Source organism: Shewanella sp. SACH, assembly GCF_001887095.2.
GTDB lineage: Bacteria > Pseudomonadota > Gammaproteobacteria > Enterobacterales > Shewanellaceae > Shewanella > Shewanella baltica.
On record NZ_MPDG02000012.1, the window covers coordinates 26,321 to 46,043 of the forward strand.

The following is a 19,723-nucleotide window of genomic DNA, read 5'->3' on the forward strand; positions in this document are numbered from 1 at the left end:
GGCAATGCTGCAACCTAAACGTATGAAGTTTCGCAAGATGTTCAAAGGCCGCAACCGCGGTCTAGCGAACGGTACCGAAGTTAGCTTTGGTACTTTTGGTCTGAAAGCAGTCGGCCGTGGCCGTTTAACTGCCCGTCAGATCGAATCTGCACGTCGTGCCATGACACGTCACATTAAGCGTCAGGGACAAATTTGGATTCGAGTTTTCCCGGACAAGCCGATTACCTCTAAGCCTCTTGAAGTGCGTATGGGTAAAGGTAAAGGTAACGTTGAATACTGGGTATGTCAGATTCAACCTGGTAAGGTTCTTTATGAGATGAATGGTGTTTCTGAAGTGATCGCTCGTGAAGCGTTTGCTTTGGCTGCTGCCAAGCTTCCAATTAAGACTACCTTCGTAACTAAGACGGTGATGTAATGAAAGCGAGCGAACTGAGAGAAAAAAGCGTTGAAGAACTGAACGCTGAACTACTTGGTCTGCTGCGTGAGCAGTTTAACCTGCGTATGCAACACGCCACTGGTCAGTTGACTCAGACTAATCAACTGAAATTGGTGCGCCGTAACATTGCGCGCGTTAAGACCATTATTACTTCTAAGGCGGGTGCATAATGTCTGATAAAATCCGTACTTTGCAGGGTCGTGTAACTAGCAACAAAATGGACAAATCCATTACTGTTGCTATCGAACGCCAAGTGAAACACCCAATTTATGGGAAATACATTAAGCGTACGACGAAGATCCATGCACATGACGAAACTAATCAGTGCAATGAAGGCGATTTAGTAGCGATTCGCGAATGTCGTCCTTTGTCTAAGACTAAGTCTTGGACCCTGGTTGAAGTAGTATCAAAGGCCTAAGTTAATTAGGTATTTAGGTAAACGGCTCCAGAATGTGGGGCCGTTTGTTTTTTAATACTATACATTCCACTTTTATGGTGTTATATTTGCGCGCCATTTTTGACTAAATTAATAGCAAAAATGAGTGTTTTTATTGTCCCATAGTGGGAATTGTGTAGTAACGATAGCGGAGCACTTAAAATGATCCAAATGCAATCGACTCTTGACGTTGCTTGTAACAGCGGCGCACGCAGAGTTCAGTGTATTAAGGTCTTGGGTGGCTCTCATCGTCGTTATGCCGGTATCGGCGACATCATCAAAGTTTCTGTTAAAGAAGCGATTCCTCGCGCTAAAGCGAAGAAAGGCGATGTGTATAACGCGGTGGTAGTCCGTACTAAGAAAGGCGTACGTCGTCCAGACGGTTCTGTCATTCGCTTCGATCGGAATGCAGCTGTTCTTTTGAACAACAACCTGCAGCCGATTGGTACTCGTATCTTTGGACCAGTGACACGTGAATTGCGTAATGAGCAATTTATGAAAATTGTCTCGCTGGCACCAGAAGTACTGTAAGGAGCTTCAAAATGGCAGCTAAAATACGTCGTGAAGACGAAGTGATTGTATTAGCAGGTAAAGACAAGGGTAAACGTGCAAAAGTTTCTCAAGTCCTTCCTACTGGTAAATTGATTGTTGAAGGCATCAATCTTGTCAAAAAACACCAAAAGCCAAACCCACAATTGGGCGTAGCTGGCGGTATTGTTGAGAAAGAAGCACCGATACAAGCATCAAATGTAGCGATTTTCAACTCTGCCACTGGCAAAGCTGATCGCGTTGGTTTCCGCTTTGAAGACGGCAAAAAAGTTCGTTTCTTCAAATCGAACAGTGAACTCGTTAAGTAATTGGAGTAAACGATGGCGAAACTGCATGATAAATACCAAGAGACTGTTGTCGCTGAACTTGCTAAAAAGTTCGGTTATACCAGTGTCATGCAAGTCCCTCGGATTGAGAAAATCACCCTAAACATGGGTGTTGGCGAAGCTGTTGCAGACAAGAAAATCATGGACCATGCTGTCCGTGATATGACTGCAATCGCTGGTCAAAAACCAGTAGTGACTGTAGCTCGTAAGTCAGTTGCTGGTTTTAAAATCCGTGAAGGCTACCCTATTGGCTGTAAAGTTACCCTACGCGGTGAGCGTATGTGGGAATTCTTAGAGCGTTTAGTCGATATCGCAATCCCACGTATTCGTGACTTCCGTGGCTTAAGCGCTAAAGCGTTTGACGGCCGTGGTAACTACGCAATGGGCGTGCGTGAGCAGATCATCTTCCCAGAAATCGATTACGATAAAATCGATAAGATTCGTGGTATGGATATTGTTATCACTACTACTGCGAAGAATGATGAAGAAGGTCGTGCTTTGTTAGACGCTTTTAACTTCCCATTCAAGAAATAAGGGTAGCGTAATGGCAAAAACATCAATGAAAGCACGTGAAGCTAAACGTGCACAGCTCGTGGCCAAGTACGCTGAAAAGCGTGCGGCTCTTAAGACTATCATTGCAAGTCCAGCTTCTTCTGACGAAGATCGTTGGGATGCGGTACTTAAGCTGCAAGCTCTACCACGTGATTCCAGCGCTGCGCGTCAACGCAATCGTTGTAATCAAACTGGTCGCCCTCATGGCTTCTTACGTAAATTCGGCTTAAGCCGTATCAAATTACGTGAAGCAACCATGCGTGGTGAAGTTCCTGGCCTGCGTAAGGCCAGCTGGTAAGCACTTGTCACGGAGTAAGCTAATATGAGCATGCAAGATCCTATTGCGGATATGTTAACCCGTATTCGTAACGGCCAAGCTGCTAACCACGTATCGGTGAAGATGCCTTCAGCTAAGTTGAAAGTCGCAATTGCGAAACTACTTAAAGATGAAGGTTATATCGCTGATTACGCCGTAGCAGATGAAGCCAAGCCTGAACTGGAAGTTACTTTAAAGTATTTCCAAGGCCAACCAGTCGTTGAGACTATCCAGCGTGTAAGTCGCCCTGGTCTTCGTATTTACAAAGGTAAAAACGAACTTCCAAAGGTGATGGGCGGTCTGGGTGTCGCAATTGTGTCCACTTCTAAAGGCTTGATGACTGATCGTGCCGCCCGCCTTGCAGGCATGGGTGGCGAGGTTATCTGCTACGTAGCTTAAGGAGCTAGGAATGTCTCGTGTAGCAAAAGCACCAGTATCTATTCCAGCTGGCGTAGAGGTGACCTTGAACGAACAGACCCTTACCGTCAAAGGCGGAAAAGGTAGTCTGACTCGAGTGATCAACAATGCGGTCAATGTTGTTATTGAAGCTGGCGTAGTTAAGTTCCTCCCTGTTGAAGGCGTTTCTAACGCTTGGGCACAGGCTGGTACAACTCGTGCATTAGTAAACAACATGGTTGTTGGTGTATCTCAAGGTTTTGAGCGTAAATTAAAGTTAGTTGGCGTTGGTTACCGTGCGAAACTCGTCGGTTCTGACATTGACCTTACTTTAGGTTTCTCTCATCCGTTAGTACACAAACTGCCCGCAGGCGTTACTGCAGAGTGCCCTAGCCAAACTGACATCGTCCTACGTGGCGTTGATAAACAGTTAATTGGCCAAGTCGCTGCTGAGATTCGCGGATACCGTCCACCAGAGCCATATAAAGGCAAGGGTGTTCGCTATGACGACGAAGTAGTACGCCGTAAAGAGGCTAAGAAGAAGTAGGTAACGCGATATGGATAAGAAAACATCTCGCTTACGTCGCGCTACTCGCGCTCGTAAGAAGATCCAAGAGCTGGGCGTGAACCGTCTGGTTGTACATCGTACACCGCGTCACATTTATGCTCAGGTGATCAATCCTGAAGCTCAGGTGTTGGCAGCTGCTTCAACCGTAGAAAAAGCGGTTAAAGAGCTACTGAAGAGTACCGGTAACGTAGACGCAGCGAAAGCAGTAGGTAAATTTGTTGCTGAGCGCGCGATCGAAAAAGGCGTAACTTCAGTTGCGTTCGATCGTTCTGGTTTCAAGTATCACGGTCGTGTAGCTGCTTTAGCAGATGCAGCTCGTGAAGCTGGCCTGAAGTTCTAAGGGGTTATAAAATGGCTAAATTAGAAGCTCAGCAAAAAGACGATCTGCAAGAGAAATTGATTGCAGTTAATCGTGTTTCTAAAGTAGTTAAGGGCGGTCGTATCTTTAGCTTCACAGCACTGACAGTAGTGGGTGACGGTAACGGTAAGATTGGCTATGGCTATGGCAAAGCACGTGAAGTTCCAGCAGCGATTCAAAAAGCTATGGAAAAAGCTCGTCGTAACATTGTGACCGTTGAGTTGAATGCAGGTACTCTGCATCACCCAGTTAAAGGTCGTCATACTGGTTCTCTTGTGTACATGCAACCTGCATCACAAGGTACTGGTATTATTGCCGGTGGCGCAATGCGTGCCGTATTGGAAGTAGCAGGCGTTCATAACGTTCTGTCAAAAGCATACGGTTCTACTAACCCGATCAACATCGTTCGCGCGACTGTCGATGCTTTGGTGCACATGAAGTCACCTTCGCAAATCGCAGCTAAGCGTGGCCTGAATGTTGACGAAATTCGGGGGTAATGCACCATGGCAACTAAAACTGTAAAAGTTACTCAAACTAAAAGCGGTATCGGTCGTTTACCGAAGCACCGTGCAACCCTAACGGGTCTTGGTTTGCGTCGCATTGGTCACACTGTTGAATTAGAAGATACTCCTTCAGTTCGCGGTATGATCAACAAGGTCTACTACATGGTTAAGGTGGAGGATTAATAGATGCGTTTAAATACTCTATCTCCAGCTGCAGGCTCTAAGCATGCACCAAAGCGTGTAGGCCGTGGTATGGGCTCAGGTCTAGGTAAAACAGCGGGTCGTGGTCATAAAGGCCAAAAGTCTCGTTCTGGTGGCGGTGTACGCCCAGGATTTGAAGGTGGTCAAATGCCACTTAAAATCCGTTTACCTAAATTTGGTTTTACCTCGCGTCGCGCTATGGTAACAGCTGAAGTTCGTGTACTCGAACTGGCAAAAGTTAACGGTGATGTTATCGACTTAAACGCTCTGAAAGATGCGAACGTTATAACTCGCAACATCCAGTTTGCGAAAATTGTTCTTTCAGGTACCATTGAGCGCCCTGTGACTGTTAAAGGTCTGAAGGTAACCAAAGGTGCACGTGCAGCTATTGAAGCTGCCGGCGGTAAGATCGAGGAATAATACGTCGATGGCAAAACCAGGACTTGATTTAAAAAGCGCGAAAGGTGGACTTTCAGAATTGAAAGCTCGCCTCCTGTTCGTGATTGGTGCGATTATCGTCTTTAGAGCCGGTTCGTTTGTGCCAATTCCTGGTATTGACGCAGCTGTATTAGCAGAGCTGTTTGCTCAGCAAAAAGGGACCATCCTGGGCATGTTTAACATGTTCTCGGGTGGCGCCCTTTCGCGTGCCTCTATCTTTGCATTAGGTATCATGCCGTATATTTCGGCATCGATTATCATGCAACTGTTGACTGTCGTACATCCTGCACTCGCTGAATTGAAAAAAGAAGGCGAATCAGGACGTAAGAAAATCAGTCAATATACCAGATGGGGTACCTTAGTGCTGGGTACATTCCAGTCGGTCGGTATTGCAACCGGGTTACCAAACTTAGTGCCAGGCCTTGTGGTCAACATTGGATTTGGGTTCTACTTTGTTGCGGTTGTGAGCTTAGTGACGGGAACCATGTTCCTTATGTGGCTAGGTGAGCAGATTACCGAACGTGGTATAGGTAACGGTATCTCGATTTTGATTTTCGCAGGTATTGTTGCTGGATTACCTTCCGCTATCGGCCAAACGGCTGAGCAGGCGCGTCAAGGTGACTTGAATGTGTTAGTATTGTTGTTGCTCGCGGTAATTGTGTTTGCAGTGACTTATTTTGTAGTGTTTGTGGAACGTGGTCAGCGTCGTATCGTCGTTAACTATGCTAAGCGTCAGCAGGGCCGTAAGGTGTTCGCTGCGCAAAGCACCCACTTACCGCTTAAAATAAACATGGCAGGTGTTATTCCGCCAATTTTTGCGTCAAGCATCATTTTGTTCCCTGGAACACTGGCTCAGTGGTTCGGTCAAAATGAATCCATGTCATGGTTAAGTGATTTTTCACTGGCTGTGTCACCTGGACAACCGCTTTACTCATTATTATATGCAACAGCGATTATCTTTTTCTGTTTCTTCTATACTGCGTTGGTATTTAACCCACGCGAAACAGCAGATAACTTGAAGAAGAGTGGTGCATTCATCCCTGGGATCCGTCCTGGAGAACAGACTTCGCGTTACATTGATAAAGTTATGACCCGTTTGACATTGGCAGGCGCGTTATACATAACCTTTATCTGCTTAATTCCGGAGTTCATGTTAATCGCGTGGAAAGTACAGTTCTATTTTGGCGGTACTTCACTACTAATTATGGTAGTCGTGATCATGGACTTCATGGCTCAGGTTCAGACGCATATGATGTCTCATCAGTATGAGTCTGTGATGAAGAAAGCTAACCTAGTAAACAAAGCGAATTTAGATCGCTTTGGTCGCTAAGTAGCTTTACGGAGTGATGAAATGAAAGTTCGAGCTTCCGTGAAGAAGATCTGCCGTAACTGCAAGATCGTCAAGCGTAGTGGCGTTGTACGCGTTATCTGTGTTGAACCAAAACACAAACAGCGTCAAGGCTAAAAAGTAATTTGTTCAGCCCATGAATTGGGCTGAACAAAATTTAGTTTGCAAATCTGTTGACTGTCGAGTATCCTTTCGGGCTTTTCGCAGTTGGCCTTTAACTTTAAGGAGTGCATAGTGGCCCGTATCGCTGGCATTAACATTCCTGATCAAAAGCATACAGTCATCGCATTGACTGCTATTTTCGGCATCGGCCGTACTCGCGCTAGAGCAATCTGCGCGGCTACAGCAATCGCTGAAACTGCTAAGATCAAGGAATTGAGCGAAGCTCAAATAGATATACTACGCGAAGAAGTCGCCAAATACATTGTAGAAGGTGACTTACGTCGTGAGATTTCAATGAACATCAAGCGTCTTATGGATCTTGGTTGTTATCGTGGTCTCCGCCATCGCCGTAGCCTGCCTCTCCGTGGGCAACGTACTAAGACCAATGCGCGTACGCGTAAAGGTCCACGTAAACCTATTAGAAAGTAACGGGAAGGTAAAGCAATGGCTAAAGTTCCGTCACGTTCTCCGCGTAAGCGCGTACGTAAACAGGTTGCAGATGGCATGGCTCATATCCATGCTTCTTTCAACAACACTATTGTCACCATTACAGATCGTCAAGGTAATGCGTTGTCATGGGCTACTTCAGGTGGTTCAGGTTTCCGTGGTTCACGTAAATCTACTCCATTTGCTGCACAGGTGGCTGCTGAGCGTGCAGGTGCTGCTGCTCAAGACTACGGTTTAAAAAACCTTGAAGTGTTTGTGAAGGGTCCAGGTCCAGGTCGTGAGTCAGCCATTCGTGCGCTGAACGCTGTTGGTTATAAAATTACCAACATTACCGATGTGACGCCGATCCCTCATAATGGTTGTCGTCCTCCTAAAAAGCGTCGTGTATAACGCCGTTTCGTTAGGATAGTTGGAGAAAGATCATGGCAAGATACTTGGGTCCCAAGCTCAAGCTCAGCCGCCGAGAAGGTACAGACCTTTTCTTAAAAAGCGGTGTGAGAGCAATCGATTCAAAGTGTAAACTGGAAACTGCACCTGGACAACATGGCGCTCGTAAGCCACGTTTGTCAGAGTACGGTACTCAGTTACGCGAAAAACAAAAAGTTCGTCGTATTTACGGTGTGTTAGAAAAACAATTCCGTAACTATTACAAAGATGCTGCACGTACTAAAGGCAACACAGGTGAAAACCTGCTTCAGCTTTTAGAAACCCGTCTTGATAACGTCGTTTATCGTATGGGCTTCGGTGCAACTCGTGCAGAATCACGTCAGCTAGTAAGCCATAAATCAATTATGGTTAACGGTCGTGTTGTTAACATTCCATCATTCAAAGTGTCTGCGAATGATGTTGTGAGCATCCGCGAGAAGTCACGTACTCAAGCTCGTATTAAAGCGGCTTTAGAAGTGGCAGCTCAACGCGAGAAGCCTACATGGGTTGAAGTCGACAATGCGAAAATGGAAGGTGCTTTCAAGCGCGTTCCAGAACGTAGCGATTTGTCTGCGGAAATTAACGAACAGCTGATCGTCGAGCTTTACTCTAAGTAAGGCTAACAAACAAGAGAGGACACAATGCAGGGTTCTGTTACAGAATTTCTTAAACCGCGTCTCGTTGATATCGAGCAGGTTAACTCAACACGTGCCAAGGTTACATTGGAACCACTTGAGCGTGGTTTCGGCCACACTTTAGGTAACGCGTTGCGTCGCATCCTATTGTCGTCTATGCCCGGCTGCGCGGTTACCGAAGTCGAGATTGACGGTGTACTGCACGAATACAGCAGTAAGGAAGGCGTTCAAGAAGATATCCTTGAGATCTTGTTAAACCTGAAAGGGTTAGCAGTGACTATCGAGGGTAAAGACGAGGCTATGCTTACGTTGAGCAAGTCCGGCGCAGGCCCTGTCATCGCAGCAGATATCACGCATGATGGTGATGTCACTATCGTGAATCCTGATCATATTATCTGTCACCTGACAGGTAACAATGATATCAGCATGCGTATTCGCGTTGAGCGTGGTCGTGGCTATGTACCAGCATCTGCTCGTGCACAGACTGAAGACGATGATCGCCCAATCGGCCGCTTGCTGGTTGATGCTTCTTTCTCGCCAGTTGCACGTATTGCCTACAATGTAGAAGCAGCACGTGTAGAACAGCGTACTGACTTAGATAAACTCGTTATCGATATGACCACAAACGGTACTATCGATCCTGAGGAAGCTATCCGTCGTTCTGCAACTATTCTGGCTGAACAGCTAGATGCGTTTGTTGAATTACGTGACGTGACTGAGCCAGAGCTGAAAGAAGAGAAACCGGAATTCGATCCGATTCTGCTGCGTCCTGTCGACGATTTAGAGCTAACTGTACGTTCGGCTAACTGCTTGAAAGCCGAAGCGATTCATTACATCGGAGATCTGGTACAGCGCACTGAAGTTGAGTTGCTGAAGACCCCTAACTTAGGTAAGAAATCTCTTACTGAAATTAAGGACGTTTTAGCTTCTCGCGGACTGTCGTTAGGTATGCGTTTGGAAAATTGGCCTCCAGCCAGTTTAGCAGACGACCTATAAGTCTCAGGTTTGTACAGATTTAGGTTATAAGGATTAGGTCATGCGCCATCGTAAGAGTGGTCGTCAACTAAACCGTAACAGCAGTCATCGCCAAGCCATGTTTCGCAACATGGCCGGTTCACTAGTTCGTCATGAGATCATCAAGACAACTGTGGCTAAAGCGAAAGAACTGCGTCGCGTAGTTGAGCCTCTGATAACACTTGCTAAGAGTGACAGCGTTGCAAACCGTCGTTTAGCGTTTGCACGTACTCGCGACGCTGAAGTCGTAGGTAAGTTATTTACTGAGTTGGGTCCACGTTACCAGGAACGTCCTGGTGGCTATACCCGTATCCTTAAGTGCGGTTTACGTGCTGGTGATAAAGCCCCTATGGCTTACATCGAGCTAGTTGGCCGTCCAGAAGCTGCTCAAGCTGTTGATGTTGAAGCTGCTGAGTAATTAAGGTTACACTTTTAAAAAGCCGGGCGAATGCTCGGCTTTTTTATGTCTTTTTTTCGTTACTTCACCCAGAGTGTATTTTTCTCGATTTCTTTCGGTAGGCTAATATTCCATTTGGCCAACCCTTGCTGACTAAACATGTATTTCCCAAGATCATCCGTCACTGGAAAGATGTTTTCGGGTTTCTCGCCAGCCAGTATTTTTAACGCCATATTCGCTGCTAATTCGCCATGATGATAGCCATCGAGTACGTAACCTCCAATATTGCCCTCGGAGGAGACGCTAAATCCCCAAAATCCGAAATTCGGTACCTGTGTATGTTCTGATATCCATTTTAGGAGCTGATCCGCATCCACAGAACGATTTTCTGCATCCCTCACTGTTTGGTAGAGCGCCACGACAATGGCGTTATAGCCTTGCTCCTTCGCCGTCAGTACCTGTTGCTGCCAATCTGTGAGCTGTGACAATTGCACTAAATTCACTTCGATATCGCCCAAAATACTGGAGTGTTGTTTGCTGATGTATTCTGCAGCGGAGTCTGAGGTAACTCCTTGGTCAAATAGGACTAGTATTTTACGGTGCACAGTCTGTGGGAGTATGCGTTGAATGAGGAGGAGTGAGCGTCGTAGCAGCGGCCTTTCTATGACACCGGTAAAGCGCTTGTGCTCATTGAGATGATACTCTCTAGGGTTCATATTCACCCCAAGATAGACCACTGGGATTAAGCTGTCATTGAGGCGCTGATGCAACAGGTTAACCGCATTATCATCGGCGAGAATAACCAGTTGAGGTGCTTGGCTTTGGATGTACTTCCACGCTAAATCAGCTCTTTCGGCAAATTGCTCCTTTGGTAAACGCTTGGTATCCATTTCGAAATAACTCACATCGTGCAGGGGGCTAAGCGTGTCATTAATCGCTCGGTAGTATTCTTGGTCCCATTGATATCCATGGTGATAGCTTTCGATCACGATCACTTTAGCTGCATTGGCGTTCTGCGAGAGACTCACAAGGCATAAGAGTAGGGCAACACAATGCAAGTTTATGTTTAATGATGTTATTTGAATCATACGCAGTCTTAGGTTTTGATGCTGCCTTGAGTATAGTTCACCTTTAATTATCTAGATTGAGATAATAAAAAAGCCTCACTAGCTATTAGGCTAGGAGGCTTATTGTGTATGCTGTTGCTACTTCATCAATCGCTTACTTTGTGTCTGGTGCCTTCTGTTGGCTGTAATCCAACTTTTCGTGCTTTTGGCCCATGGCTTCGGCAACTTCTGGCGGCATGTAGTTTTCATCATGCTTAGCCAGTACTTCAGTCGCTTCTAGCTTACCATCAGCACTTAGCACGCCTTGCGCCACAATACCTTGTCCTTCACGGAATAGATCGGGCAGTAGATCGTCATAGGTGACCAGTACTTCGCCGCCTAGAGAGTCATGCACTGCGAACTGCACATGTAAGCTCTTAGGATCTCGCACCATAGAACCAACTGTTACCATGCCGCCGACACGAATGCGTTGGCCAATTTCTGGTTTGACGCCAGTATCTGTTTTGCCGTGGACAATTTCAGACGGTGTATAGAATAAGTTTAAGTTGGAGTTCAGCGCATAAAGCAAAAGCGAAGTAATCGCGGCAACACCACCGATTAATGCCACTGCTAACGTCAGTCTTTTTTTGCGTCTTGGGTTCACGATTTAGTACTCCTAGTTTCTTTTAGGCGTTCTTCTCTATCCATCTTCTTCGCGATTTCAATTAACACCTTACGCTTTTGGCGTGCGCTGGTAATGATAAGCGTCGAGAGGCAGCTGAAGGTCACTCCGTAGGATAGCCACACGTAAAATGCATAGCCGCCCATATTAAAAAAATCACTGATTGAATCGAATTGCATTATTTGACCTCCTCAGCCTTAGCTAGTTCACGCACCCAAGGGCGCATGCCATTTCTTGCTAAAATTTCTGCTCTGAATCGCACAATAGTGATGGCACCAATCATGAGACCGAAGCCAAGCATATTGATTAACAGTGGATAGAGCATTTCCGTCGACATAGTCGATTTCTCGGTAATGCGGATAGTCGATGGCTGATGCAATGAGCTCCACCATTCAACTGAGTATTTGATAATAGGGATGTTAATTACACCCACGATCGCAAGGATCCCTGCAGCACGAGCGGCGAGCACTTTATCCTCAAATGAGGCATAGAGTGAGATAACACCTAGATATAGGAACAGTAATACTAGCTCTGAGGTTAAGCGTGCATCCCATACCCACCAAGCGCCCCACATAGGTTTACCCCATGCAGCACCGGTAAAGAGGGCAATAAAGGTGATTACTGCACCGATAGGCGCAATCGAAGCCGCAGCCCAGTCGGCAAGTTTGATCTGCCACACTAAACCGATAAAGGCCGCTGTCGCCATACCCATGTAAGCTGCCATCGACATAGAGGCAGCGGGGACATGGATAAAGATAATGCGATAGCTATCACCCTGTTGGTAATCCGTCGGCGCGAAGGCTAATCCCCATGTTGTGCCTACAGTAATAAACAGACCTGCTAAGATCGCAAACCATGGAAATAATGTTCCTGATAACTTATATGCGCGTTCAGGATCCGCGTAAGGGTGTAACCATTTCCACATTTTAGTTAGTACTCACTCGCAGAGATGCACCAATTGCAAAAGGTGCTAAGGTTAACGATCCGACCAGCATAGCGCCTATTATAGCGAGCTGACCGTCATAGGGTAAATTCATTCCTGCCGCGTCTATGGCGCTCGTTGCAAAAATGAGAACCGGAATATACAAGGGCAAAATAAGTAAGCTGAGTAACACACCACCTTTTCTAAGGCCGACGGTTAATGCCACGCCAATGGCACCTAATAGCGACAATACTGGCGTGCCTAGCGCAAGGGTCGATATTAACGCACCATAACTATTGCCATCTAAATTGAGTAGCACAGCTAACAGTGGCGCAATAATAATCAGTGGCACACCGGTTAAAATCCAATGGGCTAATACTTTGGCTAATACCAGAATGGCTAATGGCTGCGGACTCAATAACATTTGTTCTAAGCTGCCATCACTAAAGTCCGCTTTGAACAGTCTTTCAAGTGACAACATAGAGGCTAATAACGCTGCAACCCAAATTATCCCGGGTGCCACACGGGCTAACATCTGTGGCTCTGGGCCAATCCCCAGTGGGAATAAGGTCACAACCATAATAAAAAATAGCAGTGGGTTAAAAATGTCCCCGCGGTGACGAATGGCAATTTTAAGATCTCGCTGCAGCAAGGTGAAAAATGCCTGGGTAAAACTGATGCCTCTTTTCATTTAGCCTGACCTTATATGAAGCGATAATCTAGACGAATTTTACGAAGCCTATCATCTTTGATAATGCCCATATCTTGGTGAGTTGTGAGGATCACACACCCGCCATTATCCGCATGCTGAATAAATAATTGCTCCAGCTCTTCGACGCCTTTTTTATCGATCGCGGTAAAAGGTTCGTCAAGGATCCAAATTTTACAATTGCTATGCCACAATCTAGATAGCGCAGTTCTGCGATGCTGGCCTGCGGATAAATGTCCGGCAAGCGCCTCTTCAAAACCAGTTAAGTTCACTTTGGCTAAAATGGCTGAGGTATCAAAGTCATCATAGCCACTGATTCTTAAATTGAAATTAAGGTTTTCTTCGGCGGTAAGCTCGCATTTCACACCCGCTAAATGGCCGAGATACAAGAGATCTTCATTGTATTCATCACGGCTGCGGTTTATGTCTTCATTTCTGTAAAAGGTTTGTCCGGCATAGGGGCGAGAAAGACCTGCCAATATGCGTAATAAACTGGTTTTGCCCGCGCCGTTAGGGCCTTCAATTTGAACAATATCACCGGCATTAATATCAAAACTTAACTCATCAAAAAGGATGCGTTCTTCGCGGATACAGGTCAGCTTGCTGGCTGACACTAATGTGGTTTCTTTAGTTATATTTGTCACTGAACCCTCTATCTCAAGCCGGAAGGAAACACAAGTTATTCTAACACAAACGTTATTGGGGGTTTACCCTTGGTTTGCACTAGATGTCAGCAATATGATGTGGTTCCAATAACCGCAATATTTATCGAACTTTTTTACGACTTGCTAATATATTAACGAATTTGTCACCCTTGTCGCCTGATTCATTTTGTGTTGAGATTCTAATCACAAAAAGATGAGATTTCTTGAAGTTTGTAGTAATCTTAGTCGGCTATAATGAGTCTGCCTAAGTAAGGGCAGCGCCGAGCTTTGTACGTATTTGCATTAGGAACATTGAACATGAAAAAACTGTTAGCAATGACTGCAGTCGCTGCTTTGACTATGTCAGTCAACGTATCAGCTCAAGAAGCTGAAGCTATTTTCAACAAGGCATGTACCGTATGCCACAGCATGGGTGTTGCTGGCGCTCCAAAAGTGCATAACGCTGCAGAATGGGAACCACGCTTAGCTAAGGGTATTGATGCTCTACTGCACAGTGTGAAAACTGGTTTGAATGCAATGCCACCAGGCGGTATGTGTACAGATTGTACTGACGAAGATTACAAAGCAGCTATCGAGTTTATGTCTAAAGCTCAGTAATTTTTTCAGTGTTAATAAAAAACCGGCCAAAGCCGGTTTTTTTATGTCTGCAATAAACTGGGTTTATTGCACTTGGGTATCAAGCACTAGGTTAGCGGTATCGCCGACAGCCACTGTGCTGATCTTACCTTGAAGATCGCCCGCTTGTGGTTTGATATTACCGTGCTTAGAAAGCACTGCAATTACTTCCACATTGGTAGCGTCACTTAATTTCTTATCGCCACCCATACCGCTGCTATCATCTAATGTCACAGTAACTGGGAACGACTTAGCACTGACTTTGGTTGCCGCTAATGGGACTTTGGGTCCTTCAGTTGCACGGGCAAAGATAAAGATAGTGTCTTCAGGGCTGGCTTTAGCGGCAAGTTCTGCAGAGATAGATATAGTCACATTGACAGACTTAGTCGCACTCGCCTTAACTTGCTTGTGGGCATCATCATTTGGCATGCCAGCCGTTTCAGACTGCATACGTAAGTTAGCCGTTTCGATAGCATTCATTAGGGCTGCGCGATCAACATCAGCACGATCGCTATCAAGAATAGTTTGCCAAGAGGCGATGGCTTGCTTGTAGTCAGCGGTAAAGAAGGCATCCATACCTACAAGTAATAGCGTTGAAGGATCTTGAGCATCCATTGCTAAAGACTCATCGATGATCGCTTTGATTTGCGGTGTCATTTGCTGACCCGCTTTGTAATACATGGCTGTTGCTTTAGGGCCTAATAATTCAGCGTGTTTTCCGACTAAATCCATCACTTTATCGAAAGCAGCAATCCCTTTGTCGTATTGGTTTGCCGATACATAAGCGTGCCCTAAGCTGAACCATACTTGGCTGTTCTCTGGCTCGGCTTTCACTTGGGCTTCCATCATCTGTACGCGCTGCGCCATGATTTGAGCCGTATCCATTCCCGCATGTGGGTTAGCAGGTTGTTGGGCAGTTTCAATATTTTCGAAGGCACCTAAATGCTGATAGAGATAGCCTGAGATAACAATCAAACAAACTGACATGATCGACGGCCACAGAATCGTCTTTGGCTTGATTTGGTTGACCAGTGAATCATCGCTCGCTTCTTTGATGTCTTGGAGTAGACTGATTTCAAGCTCTTTTTTCAATGCATCGAATTCGGCTTGATCCAGTAACTCTTCGCTTAATTCTTTTTCAAGAACGCCCAGGCGCTCATTGAACAATTCAAGGTTCGTTTGTTTACGAACTCCAGCTTCTTCAGTTTTCAGCAACTTCTGCTGTCTGAAATGCGGGATCCAAATCAGCATCAGGCCGACTAACATAACAAGCGCAATAAAAATCCAAAATGTCGTCATTGTTTCTATATTCACTTTAGTTTGCAGAAAGCGGAGTAACCGCTAGGCTTGGAAGCAAGATTATACGTAAAGATTGTTCATTGAACAGTAATATAAGGTAATCCCTGTACCGAAAGCTTATAGTTGGGCACTGGTTCACAAATTGATTCTTCTTGTAAAAATTGTATGAAACTTAAGTGTCATTTGTCGGTCACATGCAGAACTGAGCCTCTTCCGTGACTTTCATCAGCCTCTAAAATTGAGAATGAGACAAGTAACCCAGTTTTGTACGAAAGAGGCAGACAGGAACAATAGCAAATACTAAAATGAGCAACATTTCGTGCATTTGCGTGAATAACATGTTGTGCGTTGAGATAGAGTCTTTCTAAATCAACATATTATTGAAGACTGAGGAAAACCCATGATCCCAGAACTTGGACACTTTGCGCTGATAATAGGGGTGGCTTTTGCCTTCTTATTAATCAGCGTCCCCCTAATAGGTGTTGCCCGTAAAGATCAATACCTTGTTAGGTATGCTTGGCCGTTAACGTACGGAATGTTCTTTTTTATCACTGTATCTGTTGTCGTGCTGGCCTATAGCTTTGCCGTCGATGATTTCTCAGTCGCTTATGTGGCACATCACTCTAATTCTCAGTTACCTATCTTCTTTAAGATTTCGGCCGTATGGGGCGGTCATGAAGGGTCACTGTTGTTCTGGGTGTTTGCTTTATCGACTTGGGCTGCAGCGGTTGCCTTATTTAGTAAAGGTTTAGAGGAAGTGTTTACTGCGCGTGTACTGGCAGTATTAGCACTGATCGTGATTGGTTTTAGCTTATTCATGCTACTCACCTCTAGCCCATTCGAACGTTTGTTCCCGATACCTGCCGAAGGCCGTGACTTGAACCCAATGCTGCAGGATGTGGGATTAATCTTCCATCCACCTATGCTGTATTTAGGTTATGTGGGCTTCTCAGTGAGCTTTGCATTTGCGATTGCCGCGCTGATGAGCGGTCGTCTCGATTCTGCATGGGCTCGTTGGACGCGTCCTTGGACCTTAGCCGCTTGGATCTTCCTAACTGGAGGTATCGCGCTAGGTTCTTGGTGGGCATATTATGAATTAGGCTGGGGCGGTTGGTGGTTCTGGGATCCTGTTGAGAACGCCTCTTTCATGCCTTGGTTAGTGGGTACTGCGCTCGTTCACTCTTTGATTGTGACCGAGAAACGCGGCGCTTTCCGTAACTGGACCGTATTACTGTCTATCTTCGCTTTCTCTTTAAGTTTGCTTGGTACCTTTATTGTTCGCTCAGGCGTATTAACCTCAGTACATTCATTCGCAGCCGATCCAAGCCGCGGTATGTTTATTCTGTTGTTACTTGGCTTAGCGATTGGCGGTTCATTAACACTGTTTGCCTTCCGCGCCAGTGAAATGAGCAGTCCAGCCCGTTTCGAGCTGAAGTCTAAAGAAACCATGCTACTGGTCTGTAACGTGTTACTGACTGTTGCCGCAGGTACTGTGCTATTGGGTACACTCTATCCATTGCTCATCGATGCACTCGGCATGGGTAAAATTTCTGTAGGACCTCCATACTTCAACGCTGTATTTGTGCCTATCGTATTAGTCTTATTTGGCTTTATGGGTATTGGTCCAATTATCCGTTGGAAAAAATCGAAAGCAGGCGAGCTTAAGCGTCAGCTATTGATCCCTGCAATGGTTGCTGCGGCTATCGGTATTGTGACGCCATTTATCGTCGATGGTGTATTCAACATTTGGGTTGCCTTTGGTATTGCGGCGGCTTCTTGGATTATCCTAGCAACAGCAAGAGCGGCCTATAACATGGTCAAGTCGAAAGAAGGTGATATCAGCATCAGCCGTATGGGCCGTAGTCAGCTGGGCATGATCTTCGCGCATCTTGGTATTGCTGTGTCTGTGATTGGTGCCACTATGGTGTCGAATTACTCGATTGAGAAAAGTGTTCGCATGGGACCTGGTATCAGCCAAGAGCTTGCGGGTTATACCTTTAAGTATCTCGAGACCAAAAACGTAGTGGGTCCTAACTACACTGCAATGCAGGGACAGATAGAAGTCTACAAAGGTGATGAGCTGCTGACATTACTCAAGCCAGACCGTCGTCAATATAATGTGCGTACTATGGACATGACAGAAGCGGGTATCGACTGGGGTCTATTCCGTGACTTATATGTGACCATGGGCGATCCAATTACCAGCACTGAATTTGCGGTTCGTTTGAACTACAAACCGTTCGTGCGTTGGTTATGGTTTGGGGCAATTTTCATGATGATTGGTGGATTCTTCGCGGCATCGGATAAACGTTACCGTGCGAAAGTCACTGCAGCTGTCGCGCCTTCGGCCGAAAAGGCAAAATTGGCAACGGCTCAATAATTGGGGAATGTATGAAGAAGTTGGTTCTGTTTATCCCATTGGTCATATTTCTCGCCATGGGGGTGTTTCTATATAAAGGCTTATTCCTGAATCCGCAGCAATTGGATTCGGCACTGGAAGGAAAGCCTATTCCGGCTTTCCAACTGGAACGCTTAGAAACACCAGCTGAGATCATTACGAATGAGCAACTAAAAGGTAAGGTGTCATTACTTAATGTGTGGGCGACTTGGTGTCCATCTTGTAAATATGAGCATCCTTTCTTAGTGATGCTAAAGCGTAAAAATCTTCTGCCAATTTACGGGATCAACTATCGCGATGAGCGTGCTCCCGCATTAGAAGAGTTGAAGCGTCAGGGCGACCCCTATAACGTCAATATCTATGATAAAGATGGCCGTTTAGGATTAGACCTTGGCGTCTATGGTGCACCTGAAAGTTTTGTGGTTGATCACAACGGTATTATCCGCTTCCGTTATGCGGGTCCAATCGACCAACGCGTATGGAGCGAAACCCTTTACCCTATGATCCAACAATTACAAGCTGAAGCGGCGAAGGATGGCGCATCATGAGAACGCTGACAAAAATCATTGGTGGTCTAGTGCTGTTATTCAGCATGACGACCGCCGTTATGGCAACACCGGTTGATACTTACGAATTCAAAACGCCTGAAAATCAAAAGCGCGGTTTGTCTTTAGCACATGAGCTACGTTGCCCACAGTGTCAAAATCAAAACTTGATCGACTCAAACTCACCGGTTGCGCGCGACCTGCGTCTTGAAGTCTTCAAGATGGTAGACGAAGGTAAAGGCGATGATGAGATTATCGAGTTTATGACCAGCCGTTACGGTGAGTTCGTACTCTATAACCCTAAGATGGAAACCAAAACCTACATTCTTTGGTTAGGTCCTATCGGTTTGTTACTTATGGGTCTCGTGATTGGTTTTATCTTCATTCGTAAACAACGTATCAGCGGTAATGTGCCGAACGAAATTAGCGAAGAAGATCAGCGAGAGTTAGATACCTTGCTAAAGCGTAATACTAAATGAAGCATAAAGTCATAAAGGCATTATTGTTGTCATCCCTCTTTTCGTTACTTGCTGGTGGGGTCGCGCATGCGTACCCCGGCATGCAGCAGGCGACTAAACCGATGGAATCAACCGTTGATTTGATCAATGTCTTGCCAAAGACTTTCCCGATTGAGCCTGTCGCCTTTAATGACGTCGATGGTAAAGCCATCGACTTCAGTCAATTTAAAGGCAAGATCATCATGGTGAACATGTGGGCGACCTGGTGTCCACCCTGTGTAAGGGAACTGCCAGCAATCGAAAGACTCGCGACCAAGTTCAAAGCTGAAGACTTTGTACTATTACCTATCTCTATTGATGCAGAAGGTAAGCAACAGGTTCAACCGTTCTTAAACTCGTTAGGTATGCCAAATTTCAACTCTTACTACGATCAGTCACAAAGTCTTGGGGATGTTTTCCCGCTCGATACGATTCCAGCGACATTTATTCTTGATCAACAGGGCCAATTGATAGCTTTTGTTCGATCTTATGTCGATTGGGACGATGCCAAAGCTGTCTCACTAATCCAAGATTTTATCGATAAAGGCAGTAAAAAGCCCAATTAATCGGCACTCTGCACGTAAAAGAATCACCATCGTTTAAAAGATCGCCATGCGATCTTTTTTCATTAAAAAAGCCCTTGCACAAAATCTCCTGCTCCCTATAATGCGCATCCACTGACACGGCAGACAGCGTTAAGCAGCCTGATGTGACAGTTCATCAATGAGTTTACTAATTGATGAGTGTTGAGAAAGTTTGCAAAAACTCCTTGACGCGAAACGGGAAATGCGTAGAATACGCAGCCCTAGCCACCTGGAAGCGTTCGGCGCTCAGTGT

General features: G+C 45.7%; 32 protein-coding genes. 25 read left to right on the plus strand and 7 right to left on the minus strand.

Annotated features, from left to right (window positions below; genetic code table 11):
* The first annotated feature begins 4 nt into the window (after positions 1-4).
* The 20 genes from rplP (at position 5) to rplQ (ending at position 9,529) form a co-directional block, all read left to right on the plus strand.
* On the plus strand, positions 5-415 hold the full coding sequence (gene rplP, locus BM607_RS21350; protein WP_006083593.1) for a 50S ribosomal protein L16: 411 nt from the start codon (positions 5-7) through the stop codon (positions 413-415).
* Positions 415-606: a 50S ribosomal protein L29 gene (rpmC, locus tag BM607_RS21355; protein ID WP_006083592.1), complete on the plus strand. Its 192-nt coding sequence runs from the start codon at positions 415-417 to the stop codon at positions 604-606. The genes rplP and rpmC overlap by 1 nt, the downstream gene beginning before the upstream one ends.
* A complete protein-coding gene (gene rpsQ, locus BM607_RS21360; RefSeq protein ID WP_006083591.1) occupies positions 606-854 on the plus strand; it encodes a 30S ribosomal protein S17 in 249 nt (82 codons plus the stop codon). The genes rpmC and rpsQ overlap by 1 nt, the downstream gene beginning before the upstream one ends.
* Before the next feature lie 180 nt (positions 855-1,034).
* A complete protein-coding gene (gene rplN, locus BM607_RS21365; RefSeq protein ID WP_006083590.1) occupies positions 1,035-1,403 on the plus strand; it encodes a 50S ribosomal protein L14 in 369 nt (122 codons plus the stop codon).
* A gap of 11 nt (positions 1,404-1,414) precedes the next feature.
* Entirely contained in the window at positions 1,415-1,729 is a 315-nt protein-coding gene (gene rplX / locus BM607_RS21370; RefSeq protein ID WP_006083589.1) for a 50S ribosomal protein L24, read from the plus strand.
* Between the two features lie 12 nt (positions 1,730-1,741).
* A complete protein-coding gene (gene rplE, locus BM607_RS21375) occupies positions 1,742-2,281 on the plus strand; it encodes a 50S ribosomal protein L5 (RefSeq protein ID WP_006083588.1) in 540 nt (179 codons plus the stop codon).
* Between the two features lie 10 nt (positions 2,282-2,291).
* Complete coding sequence (rpsN, locus tag BM607_RS21380) at positions 2,292-2,597, plus strand: 30S ribosomal protein S14 (RefSeq protein WP_006083587.1); 306 nt, start codon at positions 2,292-2,294, stop codon at positions 2,595-2,597.
* Between the two features lie 24 nt (positions 2,598-2,621).
* A complete protein-coding gene (gene rpsH / locus BM607_RS21385) occupies positions 2,622-3,014 on the plus strand; it encodes a 30S ribosomal protein S8 (RefSeq protein ID WP_006083586.1) in 393 nt (130 codons plus the stop codon).
* A 10-nt stretch (positions 3,015-3,024) separates the two neighbouring features.
* The gene (rplF, locus tag BM607_RS21390; protein ID WP_006083585.1) at positions 3,025-3,558 is read left to right on the plus strand and encodes a 50S ribosomal protein L6; all 534 of its coding nucleotides are present in this window, start codon (positions 3,025-3,027) and stop codon (positions 3,556-3,558) included.
* Between the two features lie 10 nt (positions 3,559-3,568).
* On the plus strand, positions 3,569-3,919 hold the full coding sequence (rplR, locus tag BM607_RS21395) for a 50S ribosomal protein L18 (protein WP_006083584.1): 351 nt from the start codon (positions 3,569-3,571) through the stop codon (positions 3,917-3,919).
* 11 nt (positions 3,920-3,930) lie between these two features.
* Positions 3,931-4,434: a 30S ribosomal protein S5 gene (gene rpsE / locus BM607_RS21400; protein ID WP_006083583.1), complete on the plus strand. Its 504-nt coding sequence runs from the start codon at positions 3,931-3,933 to the stop codon at positions 4,432-4,434.
* 6 nt (positions 4,435-4,440) lie between these two features.
* Positions 4,441-4,623, plus strand: coding sequence for a 50S ribosomal protein L30 (rpmD, locus tag BM607_RS21405; protein ID WP_006083582.1), 183 nt, complete (start codon positions 4,441-4,443; stop codon positions 4,621-4,623).
* Positions 4,624-4,626: 3 nt separating this feature from the next.
* Complete coding sequence (rplO, locus tag BM607_RS21410) at positions 4,627-5,061, plus strand: 50S ribosomal protein L15 (RefSeq protein ID WP_006083581.1); 435 nt, start codon at positions 4,627-4,629, stop codon at positions 5,059-5,061.
* Between the two features lie 7 nt (positions 5,062-5,068).
* Positions 5,069-6,409 carry a preprotein translocase subunit SecY gene (secY, locus tag BM607_RS21415; RefSeq protein WP_006083580.1) on the plus strand — a complete coding sequence of 447 codons (1,341 nt, stop codon included), beginning with the start codon at positions 5,069-5,071 and terminating at the stop codon, positions 6,407-6,409.
* Between the two features lie 21 nt (positions 6,410-6,430).
* On the plus strand, positions 6,431-6,544 hold the full coding sequence (rpmJ, locus tag BM607_RS21420) for a 50S ribosomal protein L36 (protein ID WP_006083579.1): 114 nt from the start codon (positions 6,431-6,433) through the stop codon (positions 6,542-6,544).
* 117 nt (positions 6,545-6,661) lie between these two features.
* The gene (gene rpsM, locus BM607_RS21425) at positions 6,662-7,018 is read left to right on the plus strand and encodes a 30S ribosomal protein S13 (protein WP_006083578.1); all 357 of its coding nucleotides are present in this window, start codon (positions 6,662-6,664) and stop codon (positions 7,016-7,018) included.
* 15 nt (positions 7,019-7,033) lie between these two features.
* Complete coding sequence (gene rpsK, locus BM607_RS21430) at positions 7,034-7,426, plus strand: 30S ribosomal protein S11 (RefSeq protein ID WP_006083577.1); 393 nt, start codon at positions 7,034-7,036, stop codon at positions 7,424-7,426.
* 32 nt (positions 7,427-7,458) lie between these two features.
* Positions 7,459-8,079 carry a 30S ribosomal protein S4 gene (gene rpsD / locus BM607_RS21435; protein ID WP_006083575.1) on the plus strand — a complete coding sequence of 207 codons (621 nt, stop codon included), beginning with the start codon at positions 7,459-7,461 and terminating at the stop codon, positions 8,077-8,079.
* 24 nt (positions 8,080-8,103) lie between these two features.
* Entirely contained in the window at positions 8,104-9,093 is a 990-nt protein-coding gene (gene rpoA / locus BM607_RS21440) for a DNA-directed RNA polymerase subunit alpha (RefSeq protein WP_006083574.1), read from the plus strand.
* 40 nt (positions 9,094-9,133) lie between these two features.
* Positions 9,134-9,529: a 50S ribosomal protein L17 gene (gene rplQ, locus BM607_RS21445; RefSeq protein ID WP_006083573.1), complete on the plus strand. Its 396-nt coding sequence runs from the start codon at positions 9,134-9,136 to the stop codon at positions 9,527-9,529.
* A gap of 59 nt (positions 9,530-9,588) precedes the next feature.
* On the opposite strand, the gene BM607_RS21450 is transcribed toward rplQ, so the two are convergent.
* The 6 genes from BM607_RS21450 to ccmA all read right to left on the minus strand — a co-directional run bounded on the left by BM607_RS21450 (position 9,589) and on the right by ccmA (position 13,511).
* Positions 9,589-10,503, minus strand: coding sequence for an ABC transporter substrate binding protein (locus BM607_RS21450; RefSeq protein ID WP_249269622.1), 915 nt, complete (start codon positions 10,501-10,503; stop codon positions 9,589-9,591).
* Positions 10,504-10,729: 226 nt separating this feature from the next.
* Positions 10,730-11,218, minus strand: a complete 489-nt coding sequence (gene ccmE / locus BM607_RS21455; protein ID WP_006079699.1) for a cytochrome c maturation protein CcmE — start codon at positions 11,216-11,218, stop codon at positions 10,730-10,732.
* Positions 11,215-11,415 carry a heme exporter protein CcmD gene (gene ccmD, locus BM607_RS21460; protein WP_071940701.1) on the minus strand — a complete coding sequence of 67 codons (201 nt, stop codon included), beginning with the start codon at positions 11,413-11,415 and terminating at the stop codon, positions 11,215-11,217. Before ccmD ends, ccmE begins: the two co-directional genes overlap by 4 nt.
* Complete coding sequence (locus tag BM607_RS21465; RefSeq protein ID WP_071940702.1) at positions 11,415-12,161, minus strand: heme ABC transporter permease; 747 nt, start codon at positions 12,159-12,161, stop codon at positions 11,415-11,417. The genes ccmD and BM607_RS21465 overlap by 1 nt, the downstream gene beginning before the upstream one ends.
* Before the next feature lies 1 nt (position 12,162).
* On the minus strand, positions 12,163-12,849 hold the full coding sequence (gene ccmB, locus BM607_RS21470) for a heme exporter protein CcmB (RefSeq protein WP_006079706.1): 687 nt from the start codon (positions 12,847-12,849) through the stop codon (positions 12,163-12,165).
* 11 nt (positions 12,850-12,860) lie between these two features.
* On the minus strand, positions 12,861-13,511 hold the full coding sequence (gene ccmA, locus BM607_RS21475; RefSeq protein WP_071940703.1) for a cytochrome c biogenesis heme-transporting ATPase CcmA: 651 nt from the start codon (positions 13,509-13,511) through the stop codon (positions 12,861-12,863).
* A gap of 318 nt (positions 13,512-13,829) precedes the next feature.
* Between ccmA and BM607_RS21480 the strand changes: the two genes are divergently transcribed.
* Positions 13,830-14,129, plus strand: coding sequence for a c-type cytochrome (locus tag BM607_RS21480; protein WP_006079708.1), 300 nt, complete (start codon positions 13,830-13,832; stop codon positions 14,127-14,129).
* A 63-nt stretch (positions 14,130-14,192) separates the two neighbouring features.
* On the opposite strand, the gene ccmI is transcribed toward BM607_RS21480, so the two are convergent.
* Positions 14,193-15,446: a c-type cytochrome biogenesis protein CcmI gene (gene ccmI, locus BM607_RS21485; protein WP_071940704.1), complete on the minus strand. Its 1,254-nt coding sequence runs from the start codon at positions 15,444-15,446 to the stop codon at positions 14,193-14,195.
* Positions 15,447-15,846: 400 nt separating this feature from the next.
* Between ccmI and BM607_RS21490 the strand changes: the two genes are divergently transcribed.
* The 4 genes from BM607_RS21490 to BM607_RS21505 are packed head-to-tail and all read left to right on the plus strand — an operon-like array spanning position 15,847 to position 19,452.
* Complete coding sequence (locus BM607_RS21490) at positions 15,847-17,826, plus strand: heme lyase CcmF/NrfE family subunit (protein WP_071940705.1); 1,980 nt, start codon at positions 15,847-15,849, stop codon at positions 17,824-17,826.
* An 11-nt stretch (positions 17,827-17,837) separates the two neighbouring features.
* Positions 17,838-18,392, plus strand: a complete 555-nt coding sequence (locus tag BM607_RS21495) for a DsbE family thiol:disulfide interchange protein (protein ID WP_006079711.1) — start codon at positions 17,838-17,840, stop codon at positions 18,390-18,392.
* Positions 18,389-18,868 carry a heme lyase NrfEFG subunit NrfF gene (nrfF, locus tag BM607_RS21500; RefSeq protein ID WP_006079712.1) on the plus strand — a complete coding sequence of 160 codons (480 nt, stop codon included), beginning with the start codon at positions 18,389-18,391 and terminating at the stop codon, positions 18,866-18,868. Before BM607_RS21495 ends, nrfF begins: the two co-directional genes overlap by 4 nt.
* Positions 18,865-19,452 carry a TlpA disulfide reductase family protein gene (locus BM607_RS21505; RefSeq protein ID WP_071940706.1) on the plus strand — a complete coding sequence of 196 codons (588 nt, stop codon included), beginning with the start codon at positions 18,865-18,867 and terminating at the stop codon, positions 19,450-19,452. Before nrfF ends, BM607_RS21505 begins: the two co-directional genes overlap by 4 nt.
* Positions 19,453-19,723 lie beyond the last annotated feature (271 nt).

Coding starts and splice junctions, on each gene's coding strand:
- ccmB (WP_006079706.1), bottom strand. CDS start 12,849: ATGAAAAGAGGCATCAGTTTTACCCAGGCATTTTTCACCTTGCTGCAG.
- rpmJ (WP_006083579.1), top strand. CDS start 6,431: ATGAAAGTTCGAGCTTCCGTGAAGAAGATCTGCCGTAACTGCAAGATC.
- rpmC (WP_006083592.1), top strand. CDS start 415: ATGAAAGCGAGCGAACTGAGAGAAAAAAGCGTTGAAGAACTGAACGCT.
- rpsE (WP_006083583.1), top strand. CDS start 3,931: ATGGCTAAATTAGAAGCTCAGCAAAAAGACGATCTGCAAGAGAAATTG.
- rplP (WP_006083593.1), top strand. CDS start 5: ATGCTGCAACCTAAACGTATGAAGTTTCGCAAGATGTTCAAAGGCCGC.
- rplQ (WP_006083573.1), top strand. CDS start 9,134: ATGCGCCATCGTAAGAGTGGTCGTCAACTAAACCGTAACAGCAGTCAT.
- ccmD (WP_071940701.1), bottom strand. CDS start 11,415: ATGCAATTCGATTCAATCAGTGATTTTTTTAATATGGGCGGCTATGCA.
- rpoA (WP_006083574.1), top strand. CDS start 8,104: ATGCAGGGTTCTGTTACAGAATTTCTTAAACCGCGTCTCGTTGATATC.
- secY (WP_006083580.1), top strand. CDS start 5,069: ATGGCAAAACCAGGACTTGATTTAAAAAGCGCGAAAGGTGGACTTTCA.
- rplN (WP_006083590.1), top strand. CDS start 1,035: ATGATCCAAATGCAATCGACTCTTGACGTTGCTTGTAACAGCGGCGCA.
- rpsD (WP_006083575.1), top strand. CDS start 7,459: ATGGCAAGATACTTGGGTCCCAAGCTCAAGCTCAGCCGCCGAGAAGGT.
- rpsH (WP_006083586.1), top strand. CDS start 2,622: ATGAGCATGCAAGATCCTATTGCGGATATGTTAACCCGTATTCGTAAC.
- rpsN (WP_006083587.1), top strand. CDS start 2,292: ATGGCAAAAACATCAATGAAAGCACGTGAAGCTAAACGTGCACAGCTC.
- ccmI (WP_071940704.1), bottom strand. CDS start 15,446: ATGACGACATTTTGGATTTTTATTGCGCTTGTTATGTTAGTCGGCCTG.
- BM607_RS21505 (WP_071940706.1), top strand. CDS start 18,865: ATGAAGCATAAAGTCATAAAGGCATTATTGTTGTCATCCCTCTTTTCG.
- rplO (WP_006083581.1), top strand. CDS start 4,627: ATGCGTTTAAATACTCTATCTCCAGCTGCAGGCTCTAAGCATGCACCA.
- BM607_RS21495 (WP_006079711.1), top strand. CDS start 17,838: ATGAAGAAGTTGGTTCTGTTTATCCCATTGGTCATATTTCTCGCCATG.
- rplX (WP_006083589.1), top strand. CDS start 1,415: ATGGCAGCTAAAATACGTCGTGAAGACGAAGTGATTGTATTAGCAGGT.
- rpmD (WP_006083582.1), top strand. CDS start 4,441: ATGGCAACTAAAACTGTAAAAGTTACTCAAACTAAAAGCGGTATCGGT.
- BM607_RS21490 (WP_071940705.1), top strand. CDS start 15,847: ATGATCCCAGAACTTGGACACTTTGCGCTGATAATAGGGGTGGCTTTT.
- rplF (WP_006083585.1), top strand. CDS start 3,025: ATGTCTCGTGTAGCAAAAGCACCAGTATCTATTCCAGCTGGCGTAGAG.
- rplR (WP_006083584.1), top strand. CDS start 3,569: ATGGATAAGAAAACATCTCGCTTACGTCGCGCTACTCGCGCTCGTAAG.
- rplE (WP_006083588.1), top strand. CDS start 1,742: ATGGCGAAACTGCATGATAAATACCAAGAGACTGTTGTCGCTGAACTT.
- rpsK (WP_006083577.1), top strand. CDS start 7,034: ATGGCTAAAGTTCCGTCACGTTCTCCGCGTAAGCGCGTACGTAAACAG.
- BM607_RS21480 (WP_006079708.1), top strand. CDS start 13,830: ATGAAAAAACTGTTAGCAATGACTGCAGTCGCTGCTTTGACTATGTCA.
- rpsQ (WP_006083591.1), top strand. CDS start 606: ATGTCTGATAAAATCCGTACTTTGCAGGGTCGTGTAACTAGCAACAAA.
- BM607_RS21465 (WP_071940702.1), bottom strand. CDS start 12,161: ATGTGGAAATGGTTACACCCTTACGCGGATCCTGAACGCGCATATAAG.
- nrfF (WP_006079712.1), top strand. CDS start 18,389: ATGAGAACGCTGACAAAAATCATTGGTGGTCTAGTGCTGTTATTCAGC.